At 71.0% G+C, this 23,498-nt stretch carries 18 protein-coding genes; 11 read left to right on the top strand and 7 right to left on the bottom strand.

All coding sequences use genetic code 11. The features are described from left to right. The first annotated feature begins 1 nt into the window (after window position 1). Both N6H00_RS27615 and N6H00_RS27610 read left to right on the top strand, forming a co-directional pair. Window positions 2-538 (top strand): DUF6879 family protein, encoded by a 537-nt coding sequence (locus N6H00_RS27615; protein ID WP_268974521.1) that lies wholly within the window; start codon window positions 2-4, stop codon window positions 536-538. Next, window positions 535-1,377 carry a helix-turn-helix domain-containing protein gene (locus tag N6H00_RS27610; RefSeq protein ID WP_268974520.1) on the top strand — a complete coding sequence of 281 codons (843 nt, stop codon included), beginning with the start codon at window positions 535-537 and terminating at the stop codon, window positions 1,375-1,377. The genes N6H00_RS27615 and N6H00_RS27610 overlap by 4 nt, the downstream gene beginning before the upstream one ends. Window positions 1,378-1,428: 51 nt before the next feature. On the opposite strand, the gene N6H00_RS27605 is transcribed toward N6H00_RS27610, so the two are convergent. Both N6H00_RS27605 and N6H00_RS27600 read right to left on the bottom strand, forming a co-directional pair. Continuing rightward, window positions 1,429-1,629: a DUF397 domain-containing protein gene (locus N6H00_RS27605; protein ID WP_268974519.1), complete on the bottom strand. Its 201-nt coding sequence runs from the start codon at window positions 1,627-1,629 to the stop codon at window positions 1,429-1,431. Window positions 1,630-1,643: 14 nt separating this feature from the next. Further along, on the bottom strand, window positions 1,644-2,495 hold the full coding sequence (locus N6H00_RS27600) for a helix-turn-helix domain-containing protein (RefSeq protein ID WP_268974518.1): 852 nt from the start codon (window positions 2,493-2,495) through the stop codon (window positions 1,644-1,646). Window positions 2,496-2,699: 204 nt separating this feature from the next. Here N6H00_RS27600 and N6H00_RS27595 point away from each other — a divergent pair, with 204 nt between their 5' ends. Then, window positions 2,700-3,029: a hypothetical protein gene (locus N6H00_RS27595; protein ID WP_268974517.1), complete on the top strand. Its 330-nt coding sequence runs from the start codon at window positions 2,700-2,702 to the stop codon at window positions 3,027-3,029. Window positions 3,030-3,347: 318 nt separating this feature from the next. On the opposite strand, the gene N6H00_RS27590 is transcribed toward N6H00_RS27595, so the two are convergent. From N6H00_RS27590 to glgP, 5 genes are all read right to left on the bottom strand, one after another. Next, window positions 3,348-4,151, bottom strand: a complete 804-nt coding sequence (locus N6H00_RS27590) for a MerR family transcriptional regulator (RefSeq protein ID WP_268974516.1) — start codon at window positions 4,149-4,151, stop codon at window positions 3,348-3,350. Continuing rightward, on the bottom strand, window positions 4,144-4,680 hold the full coding sequence (locus tag N6H00_RS27585) for a VOC family protein (RefSeq protein WP_268974515.1): 537 nt from the start codon (window positions 4,678-4,680) through the stop codon (window positions 4,144-4,146). Before N6H00_RS27585 ends, N6H00_RS27590 begins: the two co-directional genes overlap by 8 nt. A 125-nt stretch (window positions 4,681-4,805) precedes the next feature. Then, window positions 4,806-5,222 carry a nuclear transport factor 2 family protein gene (locus N6H00_RS27580; RefSeq protein WP_268974514.1) on the bottom strand — a complete coding sequence of 139 codons (417 nt, stop codon included), beginning with the start codon at window positions 5,220-5,222 and terminating at the stop codon, window positions 4,806-4,808. Between the two features lie 141 nt (window positions 5,223-5,363). Next, window positions 5,364-5,519 carry a hypothetical protein gene (locus tag N6H00_RS27575; RefSeq protein WP_268974513.1) on the bottom strand — a complete coding sequence of 52 codons (156 nt, stop codon included), beginning with the start codon at window positions 5,517-5,519 and terminating at the stop codon, window positions 5,364-5,366. Window positions 5,520-5,772: 253 nt separating this feature from the next. Continuing rightward, a complete protein-coding gene (glgP, locus tag N6H00_RS27570; protein WP_268974512.1) occupies window positions 5,773-8,793 on the bottom strand; it encodes an alpha-glucan family phosphorylase in 3,021 nt (1,006 codons plus the stop codon). A 243-nt stretch (window positions 8,794-9,036) separates the two neighbouring features. On the opposite strand from glgP, the gene N6H00_RS27565 reads away from it, so the two are divergent. The 8 genes from N6H00_RS27565 to N6H00_RS27530 all read left to right on the top strand — a co-directional run bounded on the left by N6H00_RS27565 (window position 9,037) and on the right by N6H00_RS27530 (window position 23,491). Next, window positions 9,037-10,887, top strand: a complete 1,851-nt coding sequence (locus N6H00_RS27565; protein WP_268974511.1) for a rhamnogalacturonan lyase — start codon at window positions 9,037-9,039, stop codon at window positions 10,885-10,887. Window positions 10,888-10,918: 31 nt separating this feature from the next. Then, a complete protein-coding gene (locus N6H00_RS27560; RefSeq protein WP_268974510.1) occupies window positions 10,919-11,710 on the top strand; it encodes a pectate lyase in 792 nt (263 codons plus the stop codon). Between the two features lie 182 nt (window positions 11,711-11,892). Beyond that, entirely contained in the window at window positions 11,893-13,107 is a 1,215-nt protein-coding gene (locus N6H00_RS27555) for a S8 family peptidase (protein ID WP_268974509.1), read from the top strand. A 288-nt stretch (window positions 13,108-13,395) separates the two neighbouring features. Then, window positions 13,396-15,390: an alpha-1,4-glucan--maltose-1-phosphate maltosyltransferase gene (locus N6H00_RS27550; protein ID WP_268974508.1), complete on the top strand. Its 1,995-nt coding sequence runs from the start codon at window positions 13,396-13,398 to the stop codon at window positions 15,388-15,390. Continuing rightward, window positions 15,387-17,123, top strand: a complete 1,737-nt coding sequence (gene treS / locus N6H00_RS27545) for a maltose alpha-D-glucosyltransferase (protein ID WP_268974507.1) — start codon at window positions 15,387-15,389, stop codon at window positions 17,121-17,123. Before N6H00_RS27550 ends, treS begins: the two co-directional genes overlap by 4 nt. Window positions 17,124-17,543: 420 nt before the next feature. Next, the gene (locus tag N6H00_RS27540; protein ID WP_268974506.1) at window positions 17,544-19,070 is read left to right on the top strand and encodes a maltokinase N-terminal cap-like domain-containing protein; all 1,527 of its coding nucleotides are present in this window, start codon (window positions 17,544-17,546) and stop codon (window positions 19,068-19,070) included. 612 nt (window positions 19,071-19,682) lie between these two features. Beyond that, window positions 19,683-21,923 carry a 1,4-alpha-glucan branching enzyme gene (gene glgB / locus N6H00_RS27535; RefSeq protein ID WP_443073244.1) on the top strand — a complete coding sequence of 747 codons (2,241 nt, stop codon included), beginning with the start codon at window positions 19,683-19,685 and terminating at the stop codon, window positions 21,921-21,923. Between the two features lie 146 nt (window positions 21,924-22,069). Next, window positions 22,070-23,491, top strand: a complete 1,422-nt coding sequence (locus N6H00_RS27530) for a glycoside hydrolase family 16 protein (RefSeq protein WP_268974505.1) — start codon at window positions 22,070-22,072, stop codon at window positions 23,489-23,491. The last annotated feature ends 7 nt before the right edge of the window (window positions 23,492-23,498 follow it).

Raw genomic sequence — 23,498 nt, 5'->3', positions numbered from 1 at the left:
CGTGCCCAACCTCATTCCCTTCGACGACGTCTCGCACTTCTTCGATGAATTCGAGCACACCGCATGGCGGCTTGAGACACAGCGGGGCTACGCCTCCGACCTCGCCAGTCCCAACTGGCCGCGCTTCCAGCGTGGGGAGACCTTCGGCTACGACCCGGACAGCCCCTGGCACGCCAACGTCCGCGAACAGACGATGCGAGGCAAGCGCTACGAGCGAGTGCGGCTGGTGGATCAGCCTCCCACAGAGGGGCAACGGTTCCTGCTCGCATCCGGGCTCGGCAACGTCGAGGCCGGAGAGGACATCCGGAATCTCTTCCGGTCGGACGCGGCACGTATCGGTCTGCCGGACTATGACTTCTGGCTGTTCGATTCCCGCTCCGTCATCAAGTTCGTCATCGACAGTGCGGGAACGACGCTCGGCGTGCACGTCCTGGAGGACGCGGAATCAGTGGTCCGCGCCTGTCAGGTCCGTGATGCCGCATGGCACCACGCCGTACCGACCAGGAAGTTTCAGGCACAGGTACCGTCGTCTGTGTGAGCACTGACTTTCAGGTCGGCCGTATCGCCCTCGGTGCGCGGCTAAGGGAGCTGCGCACCGAGGCCGGTCTCAACGGCAAGGAACTGGCGGCCCGACTCAGCTGGCAGCGTTCGAAGGTCTCAAGGCTGGAGAACGGCAAACAGACCGCCACCGCCAGAGACCTCGACGCATGGGCCGGTGCGGTTGGCGCTCGCTCCGAGGCCGAGGATCTGAAGGCACGTCTACGCGGACTCGAATCACAGCAGCGATCGTGGCGGCGCCAACTCGCTGCCGGCCATCGCGGCGTACAGGAGAAATACGTCGTTGAATACCGCCGGACTTCGACCCTCCAGGGCTACGAGGCCACTGTCGTCCCGGGCTTGTTGCAGATTCCGGAGTACGCCCGCTGCCTGCTGCTGCAGAACGCCGAACTGATGCGGACGCCGCGGGACACCGAAGAGGCGGTACGGGCGCGGGTCAAGCGGCAGGAGGTTCTCTACGAACCGGACAAGCGCTTCGACATCCTCATCTGGGAGGGCGTACTCCACGCCCTGGTCTGCCCCCGCGACGTGATGGCGGCACAGCTTGACCGGCTCGTCGGCATCATCGGGATGAGCCGCGTCTCATTCGGCGTCATCCCACTCGGCGCCCCTCTCAAACTCACGCCCAAGCACGGTTTCTGGATCTTCGACGACGAGCGTGTGATCGTCGAAACGATTAACACCGAGCTGCATCTTGAGTCGGCGGATGATGTCGCCCTGTACAAACGCGTGTGGGAACGGCTCAGCGAGTCCGCCGCCTACGGAGCCCAGGCACACCGTCTGATCGCACGCGCAAGGGCCAGTCTGAGCCGCTCATAGATCACCATCCGGGTCCACGTCATCGGATACGGATGCGAGCCTCAGCCAATGTCAGCACTCGGTAACGTGGTCGAGCTGGCCCGCCTTGGCAGCGCGTATGAAGGTTCTCAGGTGCGCCCGGGTGGTCGACAGGACGACCTCGGGCTGTTCGCTCTCGCGGAGCATTATCGTGTCGCGCTCCCCCGCTGCGACATACAGGCAGTTGGACCCCTCCACACTGTAGGAGGACTTCTGCCAACGGCATTCAGACACGTACGGTTCCCTTCTCAGGCGTCGAGAGCGACGCGGCGCATCAGATCGCGCGACGCTTCCGGAGTCAGCGCGGTCTCCTCCAGCCGGTCCAGGACGGACCGGTATTTCGCCAGTTGAGCCTCCGCATCCAGAAACTCGCAACCGTGATCGGAGTCCAGCGTCACCGTATCGAGCTGGGGCACGGGACCGAATACGTAATCGATCGGTTGGCCGGACCCGGGGAAGGAGCCACGGCCGAAGGGAATGACGAGCACGGTGATGTTGTCGCGCTCGCTCATGGCCATGAGGTGCTCCAACTGTGCGCGGGCCACCTTCGGCCCACCACAGCCCAGCCGCAGAGCGGCCTCGTGAATGATGACCTTGTACGGCATCGGACGCTCGCCGTGAAGGATGCCCTGTCTGCGGATACGGAACGCGACACGGTGCTCCACTTCATACGGTTCCAGAGCCGGGACCGTCTCGCGGTAGAGCGCGCGGGCGTGATCCACGGTTTGCAGCAGGCCAGGAATGTGGACGGCCAAGGCGACCCGCAGGCCCGAGGCATCCTGCTCCAGCTCGGCGATATCGAGCATCACCTTGGGCAGGACATCCCGGTAGTCCTCCCACCAGTAACGCTCTCGCCGACCGGCCATGGCCGCCAACGCATCGATGAGCGCCGGGTCGGCAGCGTCGTAACCGCGCGCCAGCGTGCGCACCCTCTCGGCGCTGACCGCATACCGACCAGCCTCGAGGTTGCTGATCCGTGCTTGGTTGACGCCGTTGAGCACAGCCGCCGCAGTGGAGGAAAGGCCCGCGCGTTCACGCAGCTTTCGCAGCTCGGCCCCCAAGCGGCGTTGCCGGACGGTCAGTACGTCCCTCGGTGGCATCGGCCCTCCCTCTCGCACCTGGGCACAGTGTGCCGCGAACGCACATCCACAACAACTAGAAGATCATCTAACACAACATAGAAATTCTTCTAGAGCTTGCTCTACGCTGTGAGGCAGACCACTCCGAGTCGACCACTGTCGTCGCCGATTTGGCGCGCCTGGCCCCGAAGCGATCAACTCCACCTCCCGGTAAGGAGACTCACCATGACCGCCGCACCCCCGCAGGGAACCGAATCCGCCCCCTTCGACCTCGGCAAAGAGCTCCGCGCACTCGCCCTCGCCACCGCGCCCCGTCTCTTCGCCGTAGCGCGCATCCACCCGTACGAGGACACCGGAGAAGCCGACGTGGAGATCGCGGCATGGGGTATGGCCTACGAGGACGGGCGCACCGAAGTGGTGGGGCCGGGGCAGCGGTTGGTGCTGGCCTCGGCCGAGCGCGCGGAGGCGTGGTTCTCCCGGGGTGCGGTCACCGCACAGCTCGTCTGGCTCGCCCCGGCCACCGCCGCCTCACTCGACCCCGAACTGGCCGTCTGAGATCCCTACGACGGATCGCCGCTAACCGACTCCAAGCACCGCACCCAGCTTCGAGACGTCAAGAAGTCGGAGGCATTCGTCGTCGTCCCGCGCGAGTCGCTGACGCGTTACGCACCCAAGGAGCAAAAACGCGGTGGTCCGCGCCTGTCAGGTCCGTGATGCCGCATGGCACCACGCCGTGCCCACCAGGGAGTTTCAGGCGCAGGGACCGTCATCTGTGTGACGCCGGGCGAGGTCACAGGGTCCGGCGTCAGGAGAACCTCCGGGTTTGTGACGGCGTCGGACGCCCCCACGGGCGCGGGCTTCCGGGCCCGCGCGCTACTGCCAGGTCGCGGTGTCGGGGTCGATGCCGTGGGCGCGTGCGCTGGCGTCGATGATGCGGCGGAACCACGTGGCGAGGCCGGGGCGGACGCCGTCGTAGTGGGCGGCGAATCCCGGGTCGGCCTCATACATGCGGCCGAGACAGACCTGCATCTGCCGGGTGAGGGGAAAGTACGAAGCGAAGACTTCGCGGTGCCGCTCGACGAGTTGATTCGCTTCTGGGCTGCCAGGTGTGACGCCGGCGTCCATCGCGTCCCCGAGGGCGCGGTCGAGGTCGGTGACGGCGTCGGCGACGGTCTGCCATTCCTGCGGACCGCGACCGGCTGCGGCTTCGGCGTACTGCCGCCATTGCGTCGTGTCCCCGTAGCGCTGACGGGCCTGGGCGGGCCAGTCCGGGTTCCACTGGGGGCCGAAGATCGCGGCCTGCTGCTCGGCGGTCAGCAGCAGGCCGCGCTCGTGGGCGTCGATCATCCGGTCCAGGCCGGCGCTGAGCTGCTGGAGGCGGTCGATCCGTTCCGCGACCTGGGTGCGCTGCGCGCGCAACGCGCCGGGCACGTCCGCCGCCTGGTCGTCCAGGATGGCCCGGATCCGGTCCAGGCCGAGGCCGAGCTCGCGGTAGACGACGATGCGGTGCAGGCGTTCCAGATCAGCGGCGGTGTAGAGCCGGTATCCGGCGGCCGTGCGCAGCGACGGCCGCGCCAGACCGGTCTCGTCCCAGTGGTGCAGCGCGCGGACGGTCACGCCCAGACGCGCCGAGACCTGGCCGACGGTCAGGCCATCGGCGTCGATTGCGTCAGGCATGGTCCTCATTGTCGCCGCGCCCGACGCCCGGTGCCGTGATGCCGACGGCTTCAAGGTTCCGCGCCTCCTGACTGGCCGGGTCGAAGGGCTTCGCCGCGGTGAAAACGATCCGTGCGTTCTCGGGGGTGATCACCTCCACGTCGCGGGTGTTCCAGGGAGTGTCCCGTGGACCGTCGACCGAGTCCGGGCGCACCGCGCGGCAGGCCCCGACAAGGGAATCGACCTCGCTGAGCACGCACGCGAAACTGACGCTGATCGCCGGTGCCCGCTCCGGAACGCTCCCCGCCGGGACGAGGAGTACGTCCTGGAACGCCCACCGGCGCAGATGCACAACGCCGCCGGGGATGCTGAACAGCTCGAAGAACCCGAGCCCACGCACCCAGAAGTCCACCGACGCCGCCAGATCGCTCGTGGGGATCGTCACGAACGCGGGCATTCCATAGATGCCACGGAACGGCTCCGGCGGAACCGCGTCCGGACCGGGAGCGGGCACGGGACTCATCTCGAACGCGTTGTAGTAGTCGCTCATGCGCCCCACCCAACAGCCTCACGCGACGTGAGGGTCAAGCCGAGTCCGCGCACGAAGCCACCGGCATCACATCGCAGGCATCTTCCTCTGGTCCGCAAGGTGACCCAGAGGGAACTTCCCTGAGATCATGACGGGGCGCCCGGGAAGGACGGCTTGATGACGCGGCTGCCGAACTTCCACTGTCCGTCCACGCGAACGTATTCGTCCTCGTACTTGACGTGGGAGCGAACGTAACCGCCGTCGTTCTTCACCACTTCCACGAGACAGAAGACACTCCCCGCCGCGCGGTTGCCCTCGATGTCCGTCACCAGGTGGTTGAACATGACGTGGATGACGTTGCGGGCATGGGCGAAGAGTGAGTCGCGGAAGAAGTCGCGTATCGCCTCGCGCCCTTGGAACAGGCCGAAGCCGGTCTCGCGTTCGTCGAGGACGCCATCCTCGGCCCAGCAGCCGGAGGACTCATGCAGCCGGAAGCCGTCGAAAGCAACCGCGTAACGAGTGTTGAGATCGTGGATGGCGGCACGATCGGCGAGATGACTCATGGGACAACCTCACGTGAAGAAGCGGCGCCGTGGGCCCTGGGCCCTGGCCGGCTCGGACGAGCCGGGGGAACGGTGTACACGGCTCCCAGCCCGTGTCAAGGCTCCCCAGCCAGGAACTGACCATGATCCGAACGAAACCGCCTAGCCGTCGTCGCCTCCGCGCCATGTGCTCCGCACCCGGCGCCACGCCTCGATGACGGCCGGGACCTTGGACAGAAGCTCCGCTGCCAGGGTCAGTATCAGCCCGGCCAGGCCGAAGGCGGCGAGCACGAGCAGGGTGACGGTGTCCCAGTCCACCAGTTCTCACACCCCTCACGTCGGGTGGTCGAACCGATGGCCCGGCAGGCTCAGCCCGACCACCTCGTATGGTGGTCAGCTGAGGTCCTGCCGACGTCCAAGATCTCAATGCGTGCTACGGAGAACAGAGCTCTCCGGGACCGCGGCAATTCCGGCCGTCCGGCCGGCTTTTTCCGTGCACCACATGACGTCGGACATGAGTGCAACACTCCCCCGTGCTCCACGGTCCACCGTCAGTCTAGCCGTCACCTGCTCAGCGCATCAGGACTCCGGCGGCTTCGGATGTCGTCTCCGACGGGACGGCGATCAGGCCCGGTTCGGCGTGGTGCGACAGGAGGCGGTGGGCGGGGAGGATGCGGACCGTGTAGCCGAAGGGGCCGGTGCGGTCGAGGGCGAGGGGGCCCTCGTAGAGGTGGCGGCCCCCGGGATCGGGACCCGTGGTGGGTTTGAGGGGGACGGGGGTGGGGTCGGTGATGCGGTCGGCGTCGTCGACGCGGCCCGCCACCGCCTGGACCGCCACGTCCGCCGGGTCCAGGCCGCCCAGGCGCACCCGTACGCGGAGGGAGAGCGTGGAGCCGAGTTCGGCGGCGCCGCCCGGCGCGGGCGGGGTGAGCTGGGCCTCGACGTGGTCGACCGCGACGTCCGGCCAGGCGGCGCGCAGGCGGGCCTTCCAGGTGGCCAGTCCGGCGGCCGCCGTGGGAGTCAGGGCGCGGTGGGAGCGGGCGGCCGGGGCGTAGAGCCGCTCGACGTACTCGCGCACCATGCGGCCCGCGAGCACCTTGGGGCCGAGGGTGGTGAGGGTGCGCCGGACCATGTCGATCCAGCGGCCGGGGAGGCCGTCCGGGCCGTGGTCGTAGAAGCGCGGGGCGACCCGCTGTGCCAGCAGGTCGTAGAGAGCGGCGGCCTCCAGGTCGTCGCGGCGGGTGTCGTCGATGGCGTCGCCGTCGGCGGTGGGGATGGCCCAGCCGAAGTCCGGGTCGTACCACTCGTCCCACCAGCCGTCCAGGACGGAGAGGTTGAGGCAGCCGTTCAGGGCCGCTTTCATGCCGCTGGTGCCGCACGCCTCCAGCGGGCGCAGCGGGTTGTTGAGCCAGACGTCGCAGCCGGGGTAGAGCATCTGGGCCATGCCCATGCCGTAGTCGGGCAGGAAGACCAGGCGGTGGCGGACCCGGGGGTCGTCGGCGAACCGGACGAGTTCCTGGACCAGCCGCTTGCCGCCGTCGTCGGCCGGATGGGCCTTGCCCGCGACGACGATCTGGATCGGCCGCTCGGGGTGGAGCAGCAACTCCATCAGCCGGTCCCGGTCGCGCAGCATCAGGGTGAGCCGCTTGTAGGAGGGGACGCGGCGGGCGAAGCCGATGGTGAGGACGTCGGGGTCGAGTACCCCGTCGATCCAGCCGAGTTCGGCGGTGCCCGCGCCGCGCTGCCGCCAGGAGTCGTACAGCCGCTGCCGGACCTCGGTGACCAGCCGCTTGCGCAGGGTGCGGCGGAGCTCCCAGAGCTCGCCGTCGGAGAGGGGGCCGAACCGGCGGGCGCCGAGCCGGGTGACCTCGGGCGCCGTCCAGGTGGGGGCGTGCACCCCGTTGGTGACGGAGGTGATGGGCACCTCCTCGGCGTCGAATCCCGGCCACAGGCCCGCGAACATCTCACGGCTGACGCGGCCGTGCAGCGTCGAGACGCCGTTGGCGCGCTGGGCCAGGCGCAGCCCCATCACGGCCATGTTGAAGAGATTGGGCTCACCGCCGGGGTAGGTCTCCATGCCGAGGGCGAGGACGCGCTCGACCTCGATCCCGGGCAACTCGGCGTCGGCGCCGAAGTGGCGGGCCACCAGCTCGCGGTCGAAGCGGTCGATACCGGCGGGGACGGGGGTGTGGGTGGTGAAGACGGTCCCGGCCCGCACCGCCTCGTGGGCGGCATCGAAGTCCGCCCCGTCGGCCATCAGTTCGCGGATGCGCTCCAGGCCCTGGAAACCGGCGTGCCCCTCGTTGGTGTGGAACACCTCGGGTTCGGGGTGGCCGGTCAGCCGGCAGTACGCGCGCACGGCGCGCACACCGCCGATGCCCAGCAGCATCTCCTGACGCAGCCGGTGCTCGCTGCCACCGCCGTAGAGCCGGTCGGTGACATCGCGCTCGCCGTGGCCGTTCTCCTCCACGTCGGAGTCGAGCAGCAGCAGCGGCACCCTGCCCACCTGGGCGAGCCACACGCGTGCGGACAGCGGGCGGCCGCCGGGCAGGGTGAGCGGGATCCGGACGGGCCGGCCGTCCGCCTCGCACAGCCGGGTGAGCGGCAGCTCGTCGGGGTCCAGGAGCGGATAGTGCTCCTGCTGCCAGCCCTCGCGGGAGAGCGACTGGCGGAAGTAGCCGTGGCGGTAGAGCAGTCCGACGCCCATCAGGGGCACGCCGAGATCGCTGGCGGCCTTGAGGTGGTCACCGGCGAGGATGCCCAGGCCGCCGGAGTACTGGGGCAGGGCGGCGGTGATCCCGAACTCCGGCGAGAAGTAGGCGATCGCGGCAGGCAGCGGGGAGGGCACCGGCCCGCCCGGCGGCGGTACGGAGGGCGCGGGCCCGCCGGGCCGCGGTCCGGCAGGCAGCGGCCCGGAGCCCGGCGGCGACCCCGAGCCCGGCGGCGGCCCTGCCCGGTCCTCACCGGACGGTGCGAGCGAGCCCAGCGACGGCCCGCCGCGGGCCTCGGCGGCGGTCCACCCCTCGTGCGCGGCGGTCCCCCCTTCGTGCGCGCCGGACGGCGGCTCGTCACGGGCCTCGGCGGAGGGTACGGGGGCGGTGGACGGCGGCCCGGCGCCGTCCTCGGCGGAGGGTACGGCGGTGGACGGCAGCCCGGAGGGCAGGGGCGGGCCGGACGGTGACCCCGTACCGCCGGACGACGAACCGGCGCCGGACGACGAACCCGTACCGCCGGACGGTGAACCCCCACCGCCGGACGGCGAATCCGCGGCGGGCCGCCCCTGGTGGGCGGCGGTCAGCCCCTGGTACCAGCGGGGAGCCGTCAGATAGTCGTGCAGGTCGTCCGCGGCCGCCGTGAGGCGGCGCAGAAAGGTGCGGTCCTCGGCGAGGGCCGCCAGCCGGGAGACGGGTACGGCGCCCAGCAGCCGTACCGGGTCGCCGCCCGTCTCCCGCCATCCCTCGGGGTCCACGGACTCGAACAGCTCGCGGGTCTCGGGGTGCCAGGACCAGCGCAGGTTGCGCGCCAGCCGGTTGAGCGGTCGCAGGGGCTCCGGAAGCACGGGGCGCACGCTGAATCGACGAATGGCCTTCACCCTTCGACGGTAGCGGCCGAGGCGTCCCCGTTTCGGCTGTTTCGCCCCGCCCCCGAGAAGTCGCCCCCAAGGCGGCAACCTTTCCGGCCAAGGGGGCGACTAGGGGGCACACCTTCCCCCCATGCCTTGGAGGACCTCGTGCGCTCTCGGGACAGTTCGCCCACTCCGCCCCCCGCTCATCCGCCCGGAGCACCCGGCCGGACAGCGCCGGCCTCCGGCCGGAAGGCGCTGACCCGCGGCCGGATGCTGGCCGCCGGATGCGCGGCGGCCGCGCTGACCGTCACCACCCTGGCGAACGTCTCCGGAGCCGCCGAGCCGGGCAGCCGGACGGCCGGGGCCACGAGCCCGAAAGCGGTGGCCGCGGCCCAGCTGGAGAAGCTGGACCGGGGGCTGGTGAGCGTGCACACCGGCGATGACAACCTGATCAGCTGGCGCTGGCTGGCCACCGACCCGGACGATGTGACGTTCAACCTCTACCGGGGCTCGGTCAAGGTCAACTCCTCCCCCATCACCACCACCAACTACCTCCACCAGGACGCCCCGAACAGCGCGGACTACACCGTGCGCGCCATCGTGAACGGGGTGGAGCAGCCCGCCTCGCCGAGCGCGGTCCAGTTCCGCCCCGGGTACTACGACGTGGCGATCTCGCCCCCGTCGGGCGGTTCGGACTACACCTACGAGGCCAACGACGCCTCGGTGGGCGACCTGGACGGCGACGGCGACCTGGACTTCGTCCTCAAATGGCAGCCGACCAACGCCAAGGACAACTCCCAGTCGGGCGTCACCAGCAACACCATCGTCGACGGCTACACCCTTCAGGGGCAGCGCCTGTGGCGGATCGACCTGGGCCGCAACATCCGCTCCGGCGCCCACTACACCCAGTTCCAGGTGTACGACTACGACGGCGACGGCCAGGCCGAGGTCGCGATGAAGACCGCGGACGGCACGGTCGACGGCGCCGGGAAGACCATCGGCAGCGCGTCCGCCGACTACCGCAACTCCAGCGGCTACGTGCTCAGCGGGCCCGAATATCTGACGATGTTCAACGGGCGCACGGGCGCCGCGATGAGCACGGTGGACTACGTCCCGCCGCGCGGCACCGTCTCCTCGTGGGGCGACTCCTACGGCAACCGCGTGGACCGGTTCCTGGCCGGGACGGCGTATCTCAACGGCTCCACCCCCTCGCTGATCGAGGCGCGCGGCTACTACACCCGCACCGTGATCTCCGCCTGGAAGTTCAGCGGAGGGCAGCTCACCCGGCAGTGGACGTTCGACACCAACAGCTCCACCAACACCGGCAAGGGCTACGACGGGCAGGGCAACCACGCCCTGGCGACCGGCGATGTGGACGGCGACGGCAAGGACGAGATCGTCTACGGCTCGATGGCGGTGGACGACAACGGCGCCGGGCTGTGGACCAACAGATACGGCCATGGCGACGCGGCCCACCTCGGCGATCTCGACCCGTCCCGGGCGGGCCTGGAGTACTTCAAGGTCGACGAGGACACCTCCAAGCCGGGCTCGTACTTCGCCGACGCCCGCACCGGCCAGGTGCTGTGGTCGACCGCGTCGGGCGGCGACAACGGGCGCGGGGTGGCCGACGACATCTGGGCGGGCAGCGACGGCGCCGAGATGTGGTCCGCGCGGGACGACCAGATCCGCGACGAGGGCGGCGGCGCCAAGGGCCGCAAGCCGTCCTCGATCAACTTCCTGGCCTGGTGGGACGGCGATCCGGTGCGCGAGCTGCTGGACGACACGCATATCGACAAGTACGGCACCTCCGGTGACACCCGGCTGCTCACCGGGTCCGGGGTGCACTCCAACAACGGCACCAAGGCCACCCCGTCGCTGTCCGGCGACATCCTCGGCGACTGGCGCGAGGAGGTGGTCTGGCCGACCAGTGACAACAAGGCGCTGCGGATCTACTCCACGCCGTACCAGACCGACCGGAAGATCACCACGCTGCTCCACGACCGGCAGTACCGCGAGGCGCTGGCCTGGCAGAACACCGCCTACAACCAGCCCCCGCACCCCAGCTTCTTCATTGGCAACAAGATGGCGACCCCGCCGCGGCCGACCATCACCACCCCCTGAAATCCGCACATCCCCCGGAAGGAGATCCGACATGGCTCAACAACACACCAGGTACCGGGCGCTGGCCGGCGCCCTCGGTGCCGTCGCCCTCACCGCGGGCGCGATCACCACCGGTCTGACCCTGCCCACGGCCTCCGCCGCCACCTGGCCCTCGGCCAGCGGCACCCAGGCGGTCGGCACGACCATCAGCGTCAGCGGGACCACCGACGGTGGTATGAAGCGCTACTACGGCACCGGCGACCTCGGCTCGGACGGCCAGGACGAGGACCAGGGCCCGCTGTTCGAGCTGAAGGACGGCGCCACCCTGAAGAACGTCATCCTCGGCGCCCCGGCCGCCGACGGCGTCCACTGCGAGGGCAGCTGCACCCTCCAGAACGTGTGGTGGGAGGACGTCGGCGAGGACGCCGCCACCTTCCGCGGCAGCGGTAAGACGTACAACGTCGTCGGTGGCGGTGCCCGCAAGGCCGAGGACAAGATCTTCCAGTTCAACGGCGGCGGCACGCTCAACATCTCCAACTTCGCCGGCCAGGACTTCTCCACCTTCGTCCGGTCCTGTGGCAACTGCTCGACGCAGTACAAGCGCACCATCAATGTGAGCAACACCGAGATCACCGCCCCGGGCAAGGTCATCGGCGGGATCAACACCAACTACGGCGACTCGCTGACCCTGCGCTCCATCACCATCGTCGGGGACAGCAGCAAGAAGATCGTCCCGTGTCAGAAGTACATCGGGAACGACGACGGCGACGAGCCCTCGAAGAACGGCAGCGGTCCCGACGGCACCTACTGCAAGTACAGCACCTCCGACATCACCTACAAGTGATCGCCGGCTGATCGCCGGTTGGCCGCGCGCCGTGTCCGGTCCCCGTGGGGACGGGCACGGCGCGTGCCCGTCCCCACGGGGCGGTGGGCGGTCCGGTTTCACGCCCCCTGGTGCGCCCTTGTCGGGATCTTTCCTCCCACGCCACGCTGGCGCCGTCGCTCAGTTGGGGAGGGGATCGTTCCATGGCATGCGCATCCGCGGGGCCCCGGCGGAGGATGGCGGCGCCGGCCGCCGTCGTCGCGGCGGTCCTGGTGGCCTTGTCGCTCACGCAGGCCGCGCCCACGCAGGCCGGGCCGGACCACGGCTATATCGTCGCCCTGAAGCGGAGCGCGGGAGCGCCCGCGGCGGCGTCGGCGGCGGGCCGGGCGCTGGTGGAACGGTACGGGGCGCGCGTGCGCCGGGTCTACCGCACGGCGCTGAACGGCTATGCGGTGGTGGCGAACGCGGCACAGGCCGGCCGGCTGGCGGCCGATCCGCGGATCGCCTCGGTGACCCGGGACGAGCGGGTGTCCCCGCGGTGGGCCCGGGCGCGTCCGCCGTCGCCGTCCCGGGGCCGGGCGGACCCGCCGTGGGGGCTGGACCGGATCGACCAGCCGGACCGGCCGCTGGACGGGACGTACACCGCGCCCGCCGACGGCGGACGCGGGACCACGATCTACGTCATCGACTCCGGGATCCGCGCCTCCCACGAGGACTTCGGCGGCCGGGCCCGCTCCGGCTGGGACTTCGTGGACGACGATCCGGTGGCCGAGGACGGCAACGGCCACGGCACCCATGTGGCCGCCACGGCGGCGGGCACCCGGTACGGAGTGGCGAAGCGGGCCGCGATCGTGGCCGTCCGGGTGCTGGACGACCGGGGCGAGGGCACCATCGCCCAGGTGCTGGCCGGGATGGACTGGGTGCTGCGACACGCCGAGCGGCCCGCGGTGGTCAATCTGAGCCTGGGGGCGGCGTCCGCCACCCCGTTGCCCGAGTGGGACGCCGCGGTGCGGGCCGGGACGGCCGCCGGTCTGGTCTTCACCGTGGCGGCGGGCAACCAGGACCGGCCCGCCGCCGCCTTCTCCCCGGGCCGGGTGCGGCAGGCGCTCACGGTCGGTGCGACCGACCGCGCCGACCGGCGCTCGGCCTTCTCCAACTGGGGCGCGGGCATTGACCTGTTCGCGCCCGGGGACCGGATCGTCTCGGCGTCGCATACCAGCGATACGGCGACCAGGACGCTGTCGGGCACCTCGATGGCGGCCCCGCATGTCGCGGGCGCCGCCGCGCTGTACCTGGCCGGCCACCGCGGTGCCACCGCGGCCCAGGTGGGGGCGGCGCTGACGGCCATGGCGAGCAAGGGCCGGGTGCGCGGCGCGGGCGCCAACTCGCCGAACCGTCTGCTGCGGGTGGTCAACTGACTACGCGCCAGAAGGGCCGATACGCGCCGCCCGGACGGCCCCGCCTACGGGCGGGGTCGTTTCGTGTACCCGGCGTTACGAACCGGTAGTTAACGGGAACCCGGATTGTCCGCCCGTTCCGCAGGGGAAGGCTTTCCAGGCGCGCCCCCCATGGCCGACCCCATCCGCCCACCAGAGTGAACGCGGACAGGAGCTGTCATGCCCGCAACCCATCGCCCGGCGGCAGAACCGATACAAAGGACAAAAGCCGCCCCAGCGCATCAACCCGCAACGCCGTCAGGTGATCCTATGATCGGTCGCATTCCCATTCTGGATATCCGCCCGCTGGTCGACTGCGGCCGCCGCCCCGCCAAGGCGGTCGTGGACGAGACCTTCGAGGTCAGCGCCACCGTGTTCCGGGAGGGCCATGACGCGGTCAACGCCAATGTGGTCCTCCGCGATCCGTCCGGACGCTCGGGCCCCTGGACCCCGATGCGTGAACTCGCCCCCGGCACCGACCGCTGGGGCGCCGAGGTCACCCCCGGCGCGCCCGGCCGCTGGACGTACACCGTCGAGGCGTGGAGCGATCCGATCGCCACCTGGCGCCACCACGCCCGCATCAAGGTCCCGGCCGGGATCGACACCGATCTGGTCCTGGCGGAAGGGGCGCTGCTGCATGAGCGGGCCGCCTCCGGTGTGCCCAAGAACGACGGCCGGGAGGCGGTGCTGGCGGCCGTCGACGGACTGCGCGACGAGCGCCGCCCGGTGGCCGACCGGCTCGCCGCCGCCCTCGCCCCCGATGTGACCGCCGCCCTCGACCGCCACCCCCTGCGGGAGTTGGTCAGCTCCTCGCGCCCGATGCCGCTCCAGGTGGACCGGGAACGAGCGCTGTTCGGCTCCTGGTACGAGCTCTTCCCGCGCTCGGAGGGGGCCAGGATCACCGAGGGGCGGCCGCCGGTCAGCGGCACCCTGCGCACCGCCGCCGAACGGCTGCCCGCCATCGCCGCCGCGGGCTTCGACATCGTCTATCTGCCGCCCATCCACCCCATCGGCACCGCCTTCCGCAAGGGCCCCAACAACGCGCTCTCCGCGGGCCCCTTCGACGTGGGCTCGCCCTGGGCCATCGGCTCGGCCGACGGCGGCCACGACGCCATCCACCCCGACCTGGGCACCATCGAGGACTTCGACCACTTCGTGGCGCGCGCCCGCGAACTGCGCATGGAGGTGGCGCTGGACTTCGCGCTCCAGTGCTCCCCGGACCACCCCTGGGTCGCCCAGCACCCGGAGTGGTTCCACCAGCGCGCCGACGGCAGCATCGCGTACGCCGAGAACCCGCCCAAGAAGTACCAGGACATCTATCCCGTGGCCTTCGACCGGGACTTCCGGGGCCTGGTCCGGGAGACCGAGCGGGTGCTGCGCTTCTGGATGGCGCACGGGGTGCGGGTCTTCCGCGTGGACAACCCGCACACCAAACCGGTGGTCTTCTGGGAGAAGGTGCTCGGCGACATCCACCGCACCGACCCCGATGTGCTCTTCCTCGCCGAGGCGTTCACCCGCCCGGCGATGCTGAACACCCTCGGCGCGATCGGCTTCCACCAGTCGTACACCTACTTCACCTGGCGCACCACCAAACAGGAGCTCACCGACTACCTCACCGAGCTGTCCGGGGACGCGGCCGCCTGGATGCGGCCCAACTTCTTCGTCAACACCCCCGACATCCTGCACGCCTACCTCCAGGAGGGCGGCCGCCCCGCCTTCGAGGTGCGGGCCGTGCTGGCCGCCACCCTCTCCCCCACCTGGGGCGTCTACGCCGGCTACGAACTGTGCGAGAACACCCCGGTGCGCGCCGGCAGCGAGGAGTACCTGGACTCGGAGAAGTACCAGCTGCGGCCGCGCGACTGGGCGGCGGCCGAGCGCGCGGGCGAAACGATCACCCCGCTGCTCACCCGGCTGAACCGGGTGCGCCGCCGCCACCCCGCGCTGCGCCGGCTGCGCAACCTCAGATTCCACCACGCCGACAACGATTCCGTCATCGTCTACTCCAAGCGCACCGGCGATTCCTGCGTGCTCACGGTCGTCAACCTCGACCCCCACCACACCCAGGAGGCGACGGTCTCGTTGAACATGCCGGAACTCGGCCTGGACTGGCACGAGTCCGTCCCGGTGCGCGACGAGCTCACCGGCGAGACCTATCACTGGGGCAGGGACAACTATGTGCGCCTGGAGCCGGGGCGCCGGATGGCTCCGGCACATGTGCTGTCCCTGCGACCGTCCTCACCGATCGGAGGGTCACCCACAACATGATCGTCAACGAGCCCGTACCGGACACCTTCGAGGACACGCCCGCGAAGGACCGTGACCCCGACTGGTTCAAGCGCGCCGTCTTCTACGAGGTCCTGGTCCGCTCCTTCCAGGACAGCAACGGCGACGGCGTCGGCGACCTCAAGGGCCTGACGGCCAAGCTGGACTATCTTCAGTGGCTGGGCGTGGACTGCCTGTGGCTGCCGCCGTTCTTCGCCTCGCCGCTGCGCGACGGCGGCTATGACGTCTCGGACTACACCGCCGTACTGCCGGAGTTCGGAGACCTCGCGGACTTCGTGGAGTTCGTCGACGCCGCGCACCAGCGCGGGATGCGCGTGATCATCGACTTTGTCATGAACCACACGAGTGATCAGCACCCGTGGTTCCAGGAGTCCCGCAGCGACCCGGACGGACCGTACGGCGACTACTACGTATGGGCCGACGACGACAAGCAGTACCAGGACGCGCGGATCATCTTCGTCGACACCGAGACCTCCAACTGGACCTTTGACCCGGTACGCAAGCAGTACTACTGGCACCGCTTCTTCTCGCACCAGCCGGACCTCAACTTCGAGAACCCGGCCGTCCAGGAAGAAGTACTGGCCGCCCTGCGCTTCTGGCTGGACCTCGGCATCGACGGATTCCGGCTCGACGCCGTCCCGTATCTGTACGCCGAGGAGGGCACCAACTGCGAGAACCTCCCGCGCACCCACCAGCTGCTCAAGCGCGTCCGGGCCGAGATCGACGCCCACTACCCCGACACCGTGCTCCTGGCCGAGGCCAATCAGTGGCCGGAGGACGTCGTCGACTACTTCGGCGACTTCGAGGCGGGCGGCGACGAATGCCATATGGCCTTCCACTTCCCGGTGATGCCGCGCATCTTCATGGCGGTGCGGCGCGAGTCCCGCTATCCGGTCTCCGAGATCCTCGCCAAGACCCCGGCCATCCCCTCCGGCTGTCAGTGGGGAATCTTCCTGCGCAACCACGACGAGCTGACGCTGGAGATGGTCACCGACGAAGAGCGCGACTACATGTACGCGGAGTACGCCAAGGACCCCAGAATGCGCGCCAACATCGGCATCCGCCGCCGACTGGCGCCCCTGCTGGACAACGACCGCAACCAGATCGAGCTGTTCACCGCGCTGCTGCTGTCCCTGCCCGGTTCACCGATCCTCTACTACGGCGACGAGATCGGCATGGGCGACAACATCTGGCTCGGCGACCGCGACGCCGTGCGCACCCCCATGCAGTGGACCCCCGACCGCAACGCGGGCTTCTCCTCGTGCGATCCGGGACGGCTGTTCCTGCCCACCATCATGGACCCGGTCTACGGCTACCAGGTCACCAATGTCGAGGCGGCCATGAGCAGCCCGTCCTCGCTGCTGCACTGGACCCGCCGGATGATCGAGATCCGTAAGCAGAACCCCGCCTTCGGACTCGGCTCCTTCACCGAACTGCCGTCCTCCAACCCGGCCGTCCTCGCCTTCCTCCGTGAGGCCCCGACCACCCGGGACGGCGAGGACGACCTGGTGCTGTGCGTGAACAACTTCTCGCGCTTCGCCCAGCCCACCGAGCTGGACCTCCAGTCCTTCGCGGGCCGCCACCCGGTCGAGCTGATCGGCGGGGTCCGCTTCCCGGCCATCGGCGAACTGCCGTATCTGCTGACCCTGGCCGGGCACGGCTTCTACTGGTTCCGGCTGCGGCGCAACGAGGCCGTGGGGCACTGGGTGGACTGAGTCTTTCCGGCACGCGTGGGTTGCTTTGGCGCGCGTGGGTTGCTTTGGCGCGCGTGAGTTGCTTTGGCGCGCGTGGGTCGCTGCTCCGGCCTGGCTGGGTTGTTCTGGCACAGCTGGGCCGTTGCCGCGCGGCTGGCCCCTCCGACGCGGCCGAGTTCTTCCGGTGCCCGCCGGTTTTCGGCCAGGGCGCACCCCTCGCCCGTCCGTACGCGTCCATCTCGGGCGCGTACGGGCGTTTTCGACTGTGCGTCATGGGCACTCTGATACTCACATCCGCCATCGGCGGACCCGATCGCGTACTCCGAGTTCGCCGTACGGACGATCCTCGCCCGACACGTCCCGCACCGTCGCACAGTCAATGCCGCAATCCGGGACACTTTGCCCTGATCTGTCGTGTGCCCGGGGAAAGGACGCGACGCCATGCCGGAAGCTCCGTTCTCCCGGGGGGCACAGCACCCGCCGACCGCCGCACCCTTGGCCACGGCCGCGGCCGCGGGCCCGTCCGGGCTGCTCGCCTCGCTCGCGCCGCTGCTCGCCGAGTGGCTGCCCCGGCAGCGCTGGTTCGCGGGCAAGGGCCGTCCCGTCACCGGCTTCGCGCTGGTCTGCGCCACCGAGCTGCTGCCGTGGGCGACGAGCGGAAGCACGCCCGGACTGCTCCACCTGCTCATCCGCGCCCAGCAGCCCGAGCCGCCCGGCCACCGGCACGGTTTCGGCTGCGGCCACCGGCGCGGGGCGGCGGCCAGCGACTGCTACCAGATCCTGCTCGGAGTGCGCCCCACCCTCCCGCCGCCGCTCGCCCCCGCGCTCGTCGGCCGGCCCAGTGGCGGGCCGCTGGACGGGCAGGCGGTCTACGAGGCGCTGTCCGACCCGCGGCTCACCACACTGCTGCTGGAACGGCTGCGGATGCCCGGCCGGCTCGGCCCGCTGCGCTTCGTACGGGAGCCGTCCAGCGCCATCCCCTCCGCGCTCACGCCCCGGCTGATGACCGCCGAACAGTCCAACTCGTCGGTGGTCTACGGCGATACGTTTGTTCTCAAGCTGTTCCGCCGGGTCAGTCCCGGCACCAACCCCGACCTGGAACTCCCCCTCGCGCTCGCCCGCACCGGCTGCTCCCGGGTGCCCGCGCCCGCCGCCTGGTTCGAGGCCGAACCACCCGCCGAGGGCGCCGCCGGGCCGCGCCCGGAACCGTTCACCCTGGGGGTGCTGCAACCCTTCCTGACCGGCTCCCGGGACGGCTGGCAGCTCGCGCTGGACACCCTGGCCGCCCGGGGCGACTTCACCGACGCCGCCCGCGCGCTGGGGCGCGCCACCGCCGAGGTGCATCTGGCGATGGCCCGCGCACTGCCCACCTCCGTGCTGCGCCGCCCGCAGATCGAGCACCTGGCCGCCACCATGAGCGAGCGGCTGGACTCGGCCGCCGCCGCGGTGCCCGCCCTCCAGCCGTACCGCGCCGCGCTGCACGGGGCGTACGGGGACCTGGCCGCGCTGGGGCGCGCGGGCCGCACCTGGGCGGCCCAGCGCATCCACGGCGATCTGCACCTGGGGCAGGCGCTGCTGACCTGGGACGGCGGCGACCGGGGTGGTGGCGGAGGGGGCGGCCGGTGGTCCCTGATCGACTTCGAGGGCGAGCCGTCCCGTCCGCTGGCCGAGCGGCGCCGTCCGCAGCCGCCGGTACGCGATATCGCGGGCATGCTGCGGTCCTTCGACTACGCGGCGGCCGTCGGACGCCATGAGCACCCGCAGGAGTGGGCCGGCCGCACCCGCGCCGCGTACTGCGCGGGCTACGCCGACGCCTCCGGCACCGATCCGCGCGACGAGCCGGAGCTGCTGCGTGCCCACGAAACCGACAAGGCCGTCTACGAGGTGCTCTACGAGGCGCGGCACCGTCCCGACTGGCTCCCCGTCCCCATGACCGCCATCCGCCGCCTCGCCAACGCCCGCGACTGAGCCCGGGACCGCCGAGCGGCACCAGGTCCGGACCCCGGCCGCCCCTCGGCCCGCCCCCGGATCGCCGCCCGCCCGCCGCTTCCGACCCCCGACCCCCGACACCCCCGGGAGGACCACCCCGTGACCGCACGACCGCCGTCCGGCCAACACCCGTCCGACAAGGGACCGGGCCACCCGCCCGCCGCCCCCGGCGCCCCGACCGGCCCGGCGGTCCCGCCGACGTTCCTCCCCGGCCGTACCCGTCCGCATCCCCAGGAAGCGACGGCCGGGGCCGGGCGCCCGGCCCCGGACCGGCCCGGTCCCGAGAACCCCGCCGACGCGGCGGCCCCGGAGGCGGGCCCGGCCGGGCAGGAGGCGGCCGTCGGCGGGCCGGGCCGGGAGGCGTTCGTCGGCGGCGACGGGCCGGGGCGGCGGGCAGCCGCCGACAGCCGCCGCTCCGGCCGCGAGAGGCAGGTGTCCTACGGCGCCCCGCCCGTGCCCCGCGCGCCGCGCGCGGACGAGGGGCAGCACGAGGAGCGCGGCGGCGCCGCCGAGGCCGGTCCCGGCGCCGGACGCGGTGGTGCGGACCAGCCCGGCGGCGGGGCCGAGCCGTCGCGGGTCACCGGGCGGCCGGTGGCCGGGGGCGACCGGCCGGAGGACGAGGCGTACGCCGAGCGGGGCGTGCGGGCCGCGCCCGCGCTCGGGGGCGAGGAGCGGCGGCGGCTGCTGGACGGCGCGCACCACGATCCGCACGCGCTGCTCGGCGCCCACCCCGTGCGCGGCGGTGTGCTCTTCCGGACCTTGCGTCCGTACGCCCGGTCGGTGACCGTCACCGCAGCCGGGCTGCGCGCCCGGCTGCGGGCCGAGGGGGACGGGCTGTTCTCCGGGGTGCTGCCGCTCCGGGAGATCCCGGACTACCGGCTGCTCGTGTCGTACGAGGACGCCGAGCTGGAGCTGCACGACCCGTACCGCTTCCTGCCCGCCCTCGGCCCGTTCGATCTGCACCTGATCGGCGAGGGCCGCCACGAGGAGCTGTGGCGGGCGCTGGGCGCGCGTCCGATGACCCACCAGGGCGTGTCCGGCACCCGCTTCACCGTATGGGCGCCCAATGCCCTCGGGGTGCGGCTGACCGGCGACTTCAGCTACTGGGACGGCACCGCCCTGCCGATGCGCTCGCTGGGCGGCAGCGGTGTGTGGGAGCTGTTCCTGCCCGGTGTCGGCGAGGGCGCGCTCTACAAGTTCGAAATCACCCGGCCCGACGGCGGCCGCACCCTGCGCGCCGACCCGATGGCGCGGCGCACCGAGTGCCCGCCCGCCACCGCCTCCGTCGTCCACGCCTCGCACCACCGCTGGGGCGATGGGGCGTGGATGGCGCGGCGAAAAGGTGGGCGCGTTCATGAGCTGCCGTTCTCCGTCTACGAGGTGCATCTGCCGTCCTGGCGGCCGGGGCTGACCTACCGGCAACTGGCCCAGCAGCTCCCGGCGTACGTGGCGGACCTGGGCTTCACCCATGTCGAGCTGATGCCGGTGGCCGAGCACCCCTTCGGCGGCTCCTGGGGCTACCAGGTCACCGGTTTCTACGCGCCCACGGCCCGGCTGGGCACCCCCGACGACTTCAAGTACCTGGTCGACGCGTTGCACCAGGCGGGCATCGGGGTCCTGGTGGACTGGGTGCCCGCGCACTTCCCCAAGGACGACTGGGCGCTCGCGGAGTTCGACGGCCGCCCGCTGTACGAGCCCGCCGACCCGCTGCGGGCGGCGCATCCCGACTGGGGCACGCTGGAATTCGACTACGGCCGCACCGAGGTGCGCAATTTCCTGGTCGCGAACGCCGTCTACTGGTGCGAGGAGTTCCATATCGACGGTCTGCGGGTGGACGCCGTCGCCTCCATGCTCTACCTCGACTACTCCCGTGAGCCCGGCCAGTGGACGCCCAACGCGCACGGCGGCCGGGAGAACCTGGACGCGGTCGCCTTCCTCCAGGAGATGAACGCCACCGTCTACCGCCGCTGTCCGGGGGTGGTCACCATCGCCGAGGAGTCGACCGCGTGGGACGGGGTCACCCGGGCCACCCACCACACGGGCCCCAGCGGCTTCGGCGGCCTCGGCTTCGGGCTGAAGTGGAACATGGGGTGGATGCACGACTCGCTGGGCTATCTGGCGCATGAGCCGGTGCACCGCAAGCACCACCACCACGAGATGACCTTCTCGATGGTGTACGCGTACAGCGAGAACTACGTGCTGCCGATCTCCCACGACGAGGTGGTGCACGGCAAGCGGTCCCTGGTGTCCAAGATGCCCGGCGACTGGTGGCAGCGGCGCGCCGACCACCGCGCGTACCTCGGCTTCATGTGGGCCCATCCGGGCAAGCAACTGCTGTTCATGGGGCAGGAGTTCGCCCAGGGCGCCGAGTGGTCGGAGGCCCATGGGCCCGACTGGTGGCTGCTGGACCCGTCGTACTCCGCCGAACCCGACCACCGGGGCGTCCGCGACCTGGTCCGCGACCTCAACCGGGTGTACGCGGCCACGCCCGCGCTGTGGCAGCGGGACACCAGCCCCGAGGGCTTCTCCTGGGTGGAGGGCGACGCCCGCGAGGACAACGTCTTCGCCTTCCTCCGGTTCGACGCCGAGGGCTCACCGCTGCTCGCCATCAGCAACTTCTCGCCGGTGGTGCGCCATGAGTACCGCATCGGGGTGCCGGATGCGGTGCCGATGTGGCGTGAGGTGCTGAACACCGACGACCGGCGCTACGGCGGCAGCGGGGTCGCCAACTCCGAACCGCTGAAGGCCGAGGCCACGGGGTGGCACGGCCGTCCGGCCTCCGTACTGCCGGTACTGCCGCCGCTGGCCACGATCTGGCTGCGGCCCGCCTGAGCGTCGCGCCGAGCGCGAGCAGCCTGGCGCGAGCAGCGGGGCGCGAGCCGTCCTTGCGCATATTGCGCGCAAACGATTGACGCCTGACGTGGGCACGCCTAAAGAGAGGGGTGAGAGCGCTCTCACCCCCCTCTGGAGGTCCCCTCATGCGCATCCGCCGCCACCGGCTCAGATCCACCCTCGCCGCCCTCACCGCCACCGCACTGGCGCTCCTCGGCGCGGCCACGGCCCGTGCCGACATACCGTCGGTGCCCGACTGGACCCTCCAGTGGGGCGACGACTTCAACGGCTCCGCGAACACCCTCCCCTCCTCCGCCAACTGGCAGATCGACACCGGGCACAACTACCCCGGCGGCCCATCCAACTGGGGCACCGGCGAGGTGCAGAGCTACACCAGTTCCACCAGCAACCTCAGCCTCGACGGCAGCGGCAACCTCCGCATCACCCCGCTCCGCGACGGCGCCGGCAACTGGACCTCGGCGCGCATCGAGACCAAGCGCGCCGACTTCAAGGCACCGGCCGGGGGCGTGCTGCGGGTCGAGGGCCGGATCCAGATGCCCAACGTGACCGGGAGCGCCGCCCTCGGCTACTGGCCCGCCTTCTGGGCGCTGGGCAGCCCCTACCGGGGCAACTACCAGAACTGGCCGGGCATCGGCGAGTTCGACTTCATGGAGAACGTCAACGGCATCAACTCCGTCTGGGGCACCCTGCACTGCGGCACCAACCCCGGCGGCCCGTGCCAGGAGACCAGCGGCCTCGGCGCCAACCGCGCCTGCCCCGGCGCCGGCTGCCAGTCCGCCTTCCACACCTACCGCTTCGAATGGGACCGCTCCACCTCGCCCAACCAGCTGCGCTGGTACGTGGACGGCACCCAGTTCCACAGCGTCAGCCAGAGCCAGGTGGACGCCGCCACCTGGTCGAACATGACCGACCACGCGGGCTACTTCCTGCTGCTGAACGTGGCGATCGGCGGCGGCTTCCCCGACGGCGTCCAGGGCTCCAGGACGCCCACCGCCGCCACCGACCCCGGCCACCCGATGCTGGTGGACTACGTGGCGGTGTGGACGCGGGGCGGAGGCGGCGGCACCGAGCCCGGCGGCTCGGCCACCCAGTACCTGCGCACCGGCGGCGCGCTCGGCGAAGCGGCGTCCGCCAGCTCGGCGACCCTGGCCTCGGCGGGCGGCACCAACCACGACGGGACGCCGTACCAGCCGCAGACGTACGTCTCGTCCGGGATCACCAGGACGTACAGCGGCGGCTCGACCGCCTTCGACCTGTTCGTGGACGCCGGGACCACGGTCGCCAACGGGACGCAGGTCAGGGTCAGTTACGACTTCACGGGCGACGGGACCTGGGACCGCGCCGAGACCTACCAGTACTTCGCCACCGACCCGGTTCCGGGCTATGAGCACTACACCCAGGCCCGCGGCGTGAAGTCCACGACCGGCGCGGCGCTGTCCAACCTCTCGGGCGGCAAGGTCCGCGTCGAGGTCTGGAACGCGATCGGCAACGGCGCCAGCACCCTCGGCATCGGCAACCAGTCGTACGTGCGCATTCCGTTCAGCTGACGCGCGC

The sequence above is a fragment of the Streptomyces sp. S465 genome, assembly GCF_026898115.1.
Taxonomy (GTDB): domain Bacteria; phylum Actinomycetota; class Actinomycetes; order Streptomycetales; family Streptomycetaceae; genus Streptomyces; species Streptomyces luomodiensis.
The sequence above is the reverse complement of the archived record's forward strand: the minus strand, read 5'-3'. Positions and strand labels throughout refer to the sequence as shown.

Bases quoted from the DNA above. Each gene is read 5' to 3' on its own strand.
- N6H00_RS27600 (WP_268974518.1), bottom strand. From the start codon at position 2,495: ATGCCACCGAGGGACGTACTGACCGTCCGGCAACGCCGCTTGGGGGCC.
- N6H00_RS27595 (WP_268974517.1), top strand. From the start codon at position 2,700: ATGACCGCCGCACCCCCGCAGGGAACCGAATCCGCCCCCTTCGACCTC.
- N6H00_RS27590 (WP_268974516.1), bottom strand. From the start codon at position 4,151: ATGCCTGACGCAATCGACGCCGATGGCCTGACCGTCGGCCAGGTCTCG.
- N6H00_RS27585 (WP_268974515.1), bottom strand. From the start codon at position 4,680: ATGAGCGACTACTACAACGCGTTCGAGATGAGTCCCGTGCCCGCTCCC.
- N6H00_RS27580 (WP_268974514.1), bottom strand. From the start codon at position 5,222: ATGAGTCATCTCGCCGATCGTGCCGCCATCCACGATCTCAACACTCGT.
- N6H00_RS27565 (WP_268974511.1), top strand. From the start codon at position 9,037: ATGCTGGCCGCCGGATGCGCGGCGGCCGCGCTGACCGTCACCACCCTG.
- N6H00_RS27560 (WP_268974510.1), top strand. From the start codon at position 10,919: ATGGCTCAACAACACACCAGGTACCGGGCGCTGGCCGGCGCCCTCGGT.
- N6H00_RS27555 (WP_268974509.1), top strand. From the start codon at position 11,893: ATGGCATGCGCATCCGCGGGGCCCCGGCGGAGGATGGCGGCGCCGGCC.
- N6H00_RS27550 (WP_268974508.1), top strand. From the start codon at position 13,396: ATGATCGGTCGCATTCCCATTCTGGATATCCGCCCGCTGGTCGACTGC.
- treS (WP_268974507.1), top strand. From the start codon at position 15,387: ATGATCGTCAACGAGCCCGTACCGGACACCTTCGAGGACACGCCCGCG.
- N6H00_RS27540 (WP_268974506.1), top strand. From the start codon at position 17,544: ATGCCGGAAGCTCCGTTCTCCCGGGGGGCACAGCACCCGCCGACCGCC.
- N6H00_RS27530 (WP_268974505.1), top strand. From the start codon at position 22,070: ATGCGCATCCGCCGCCACCGGCTCAGATCCACCCTCGCCGCCCTCACC.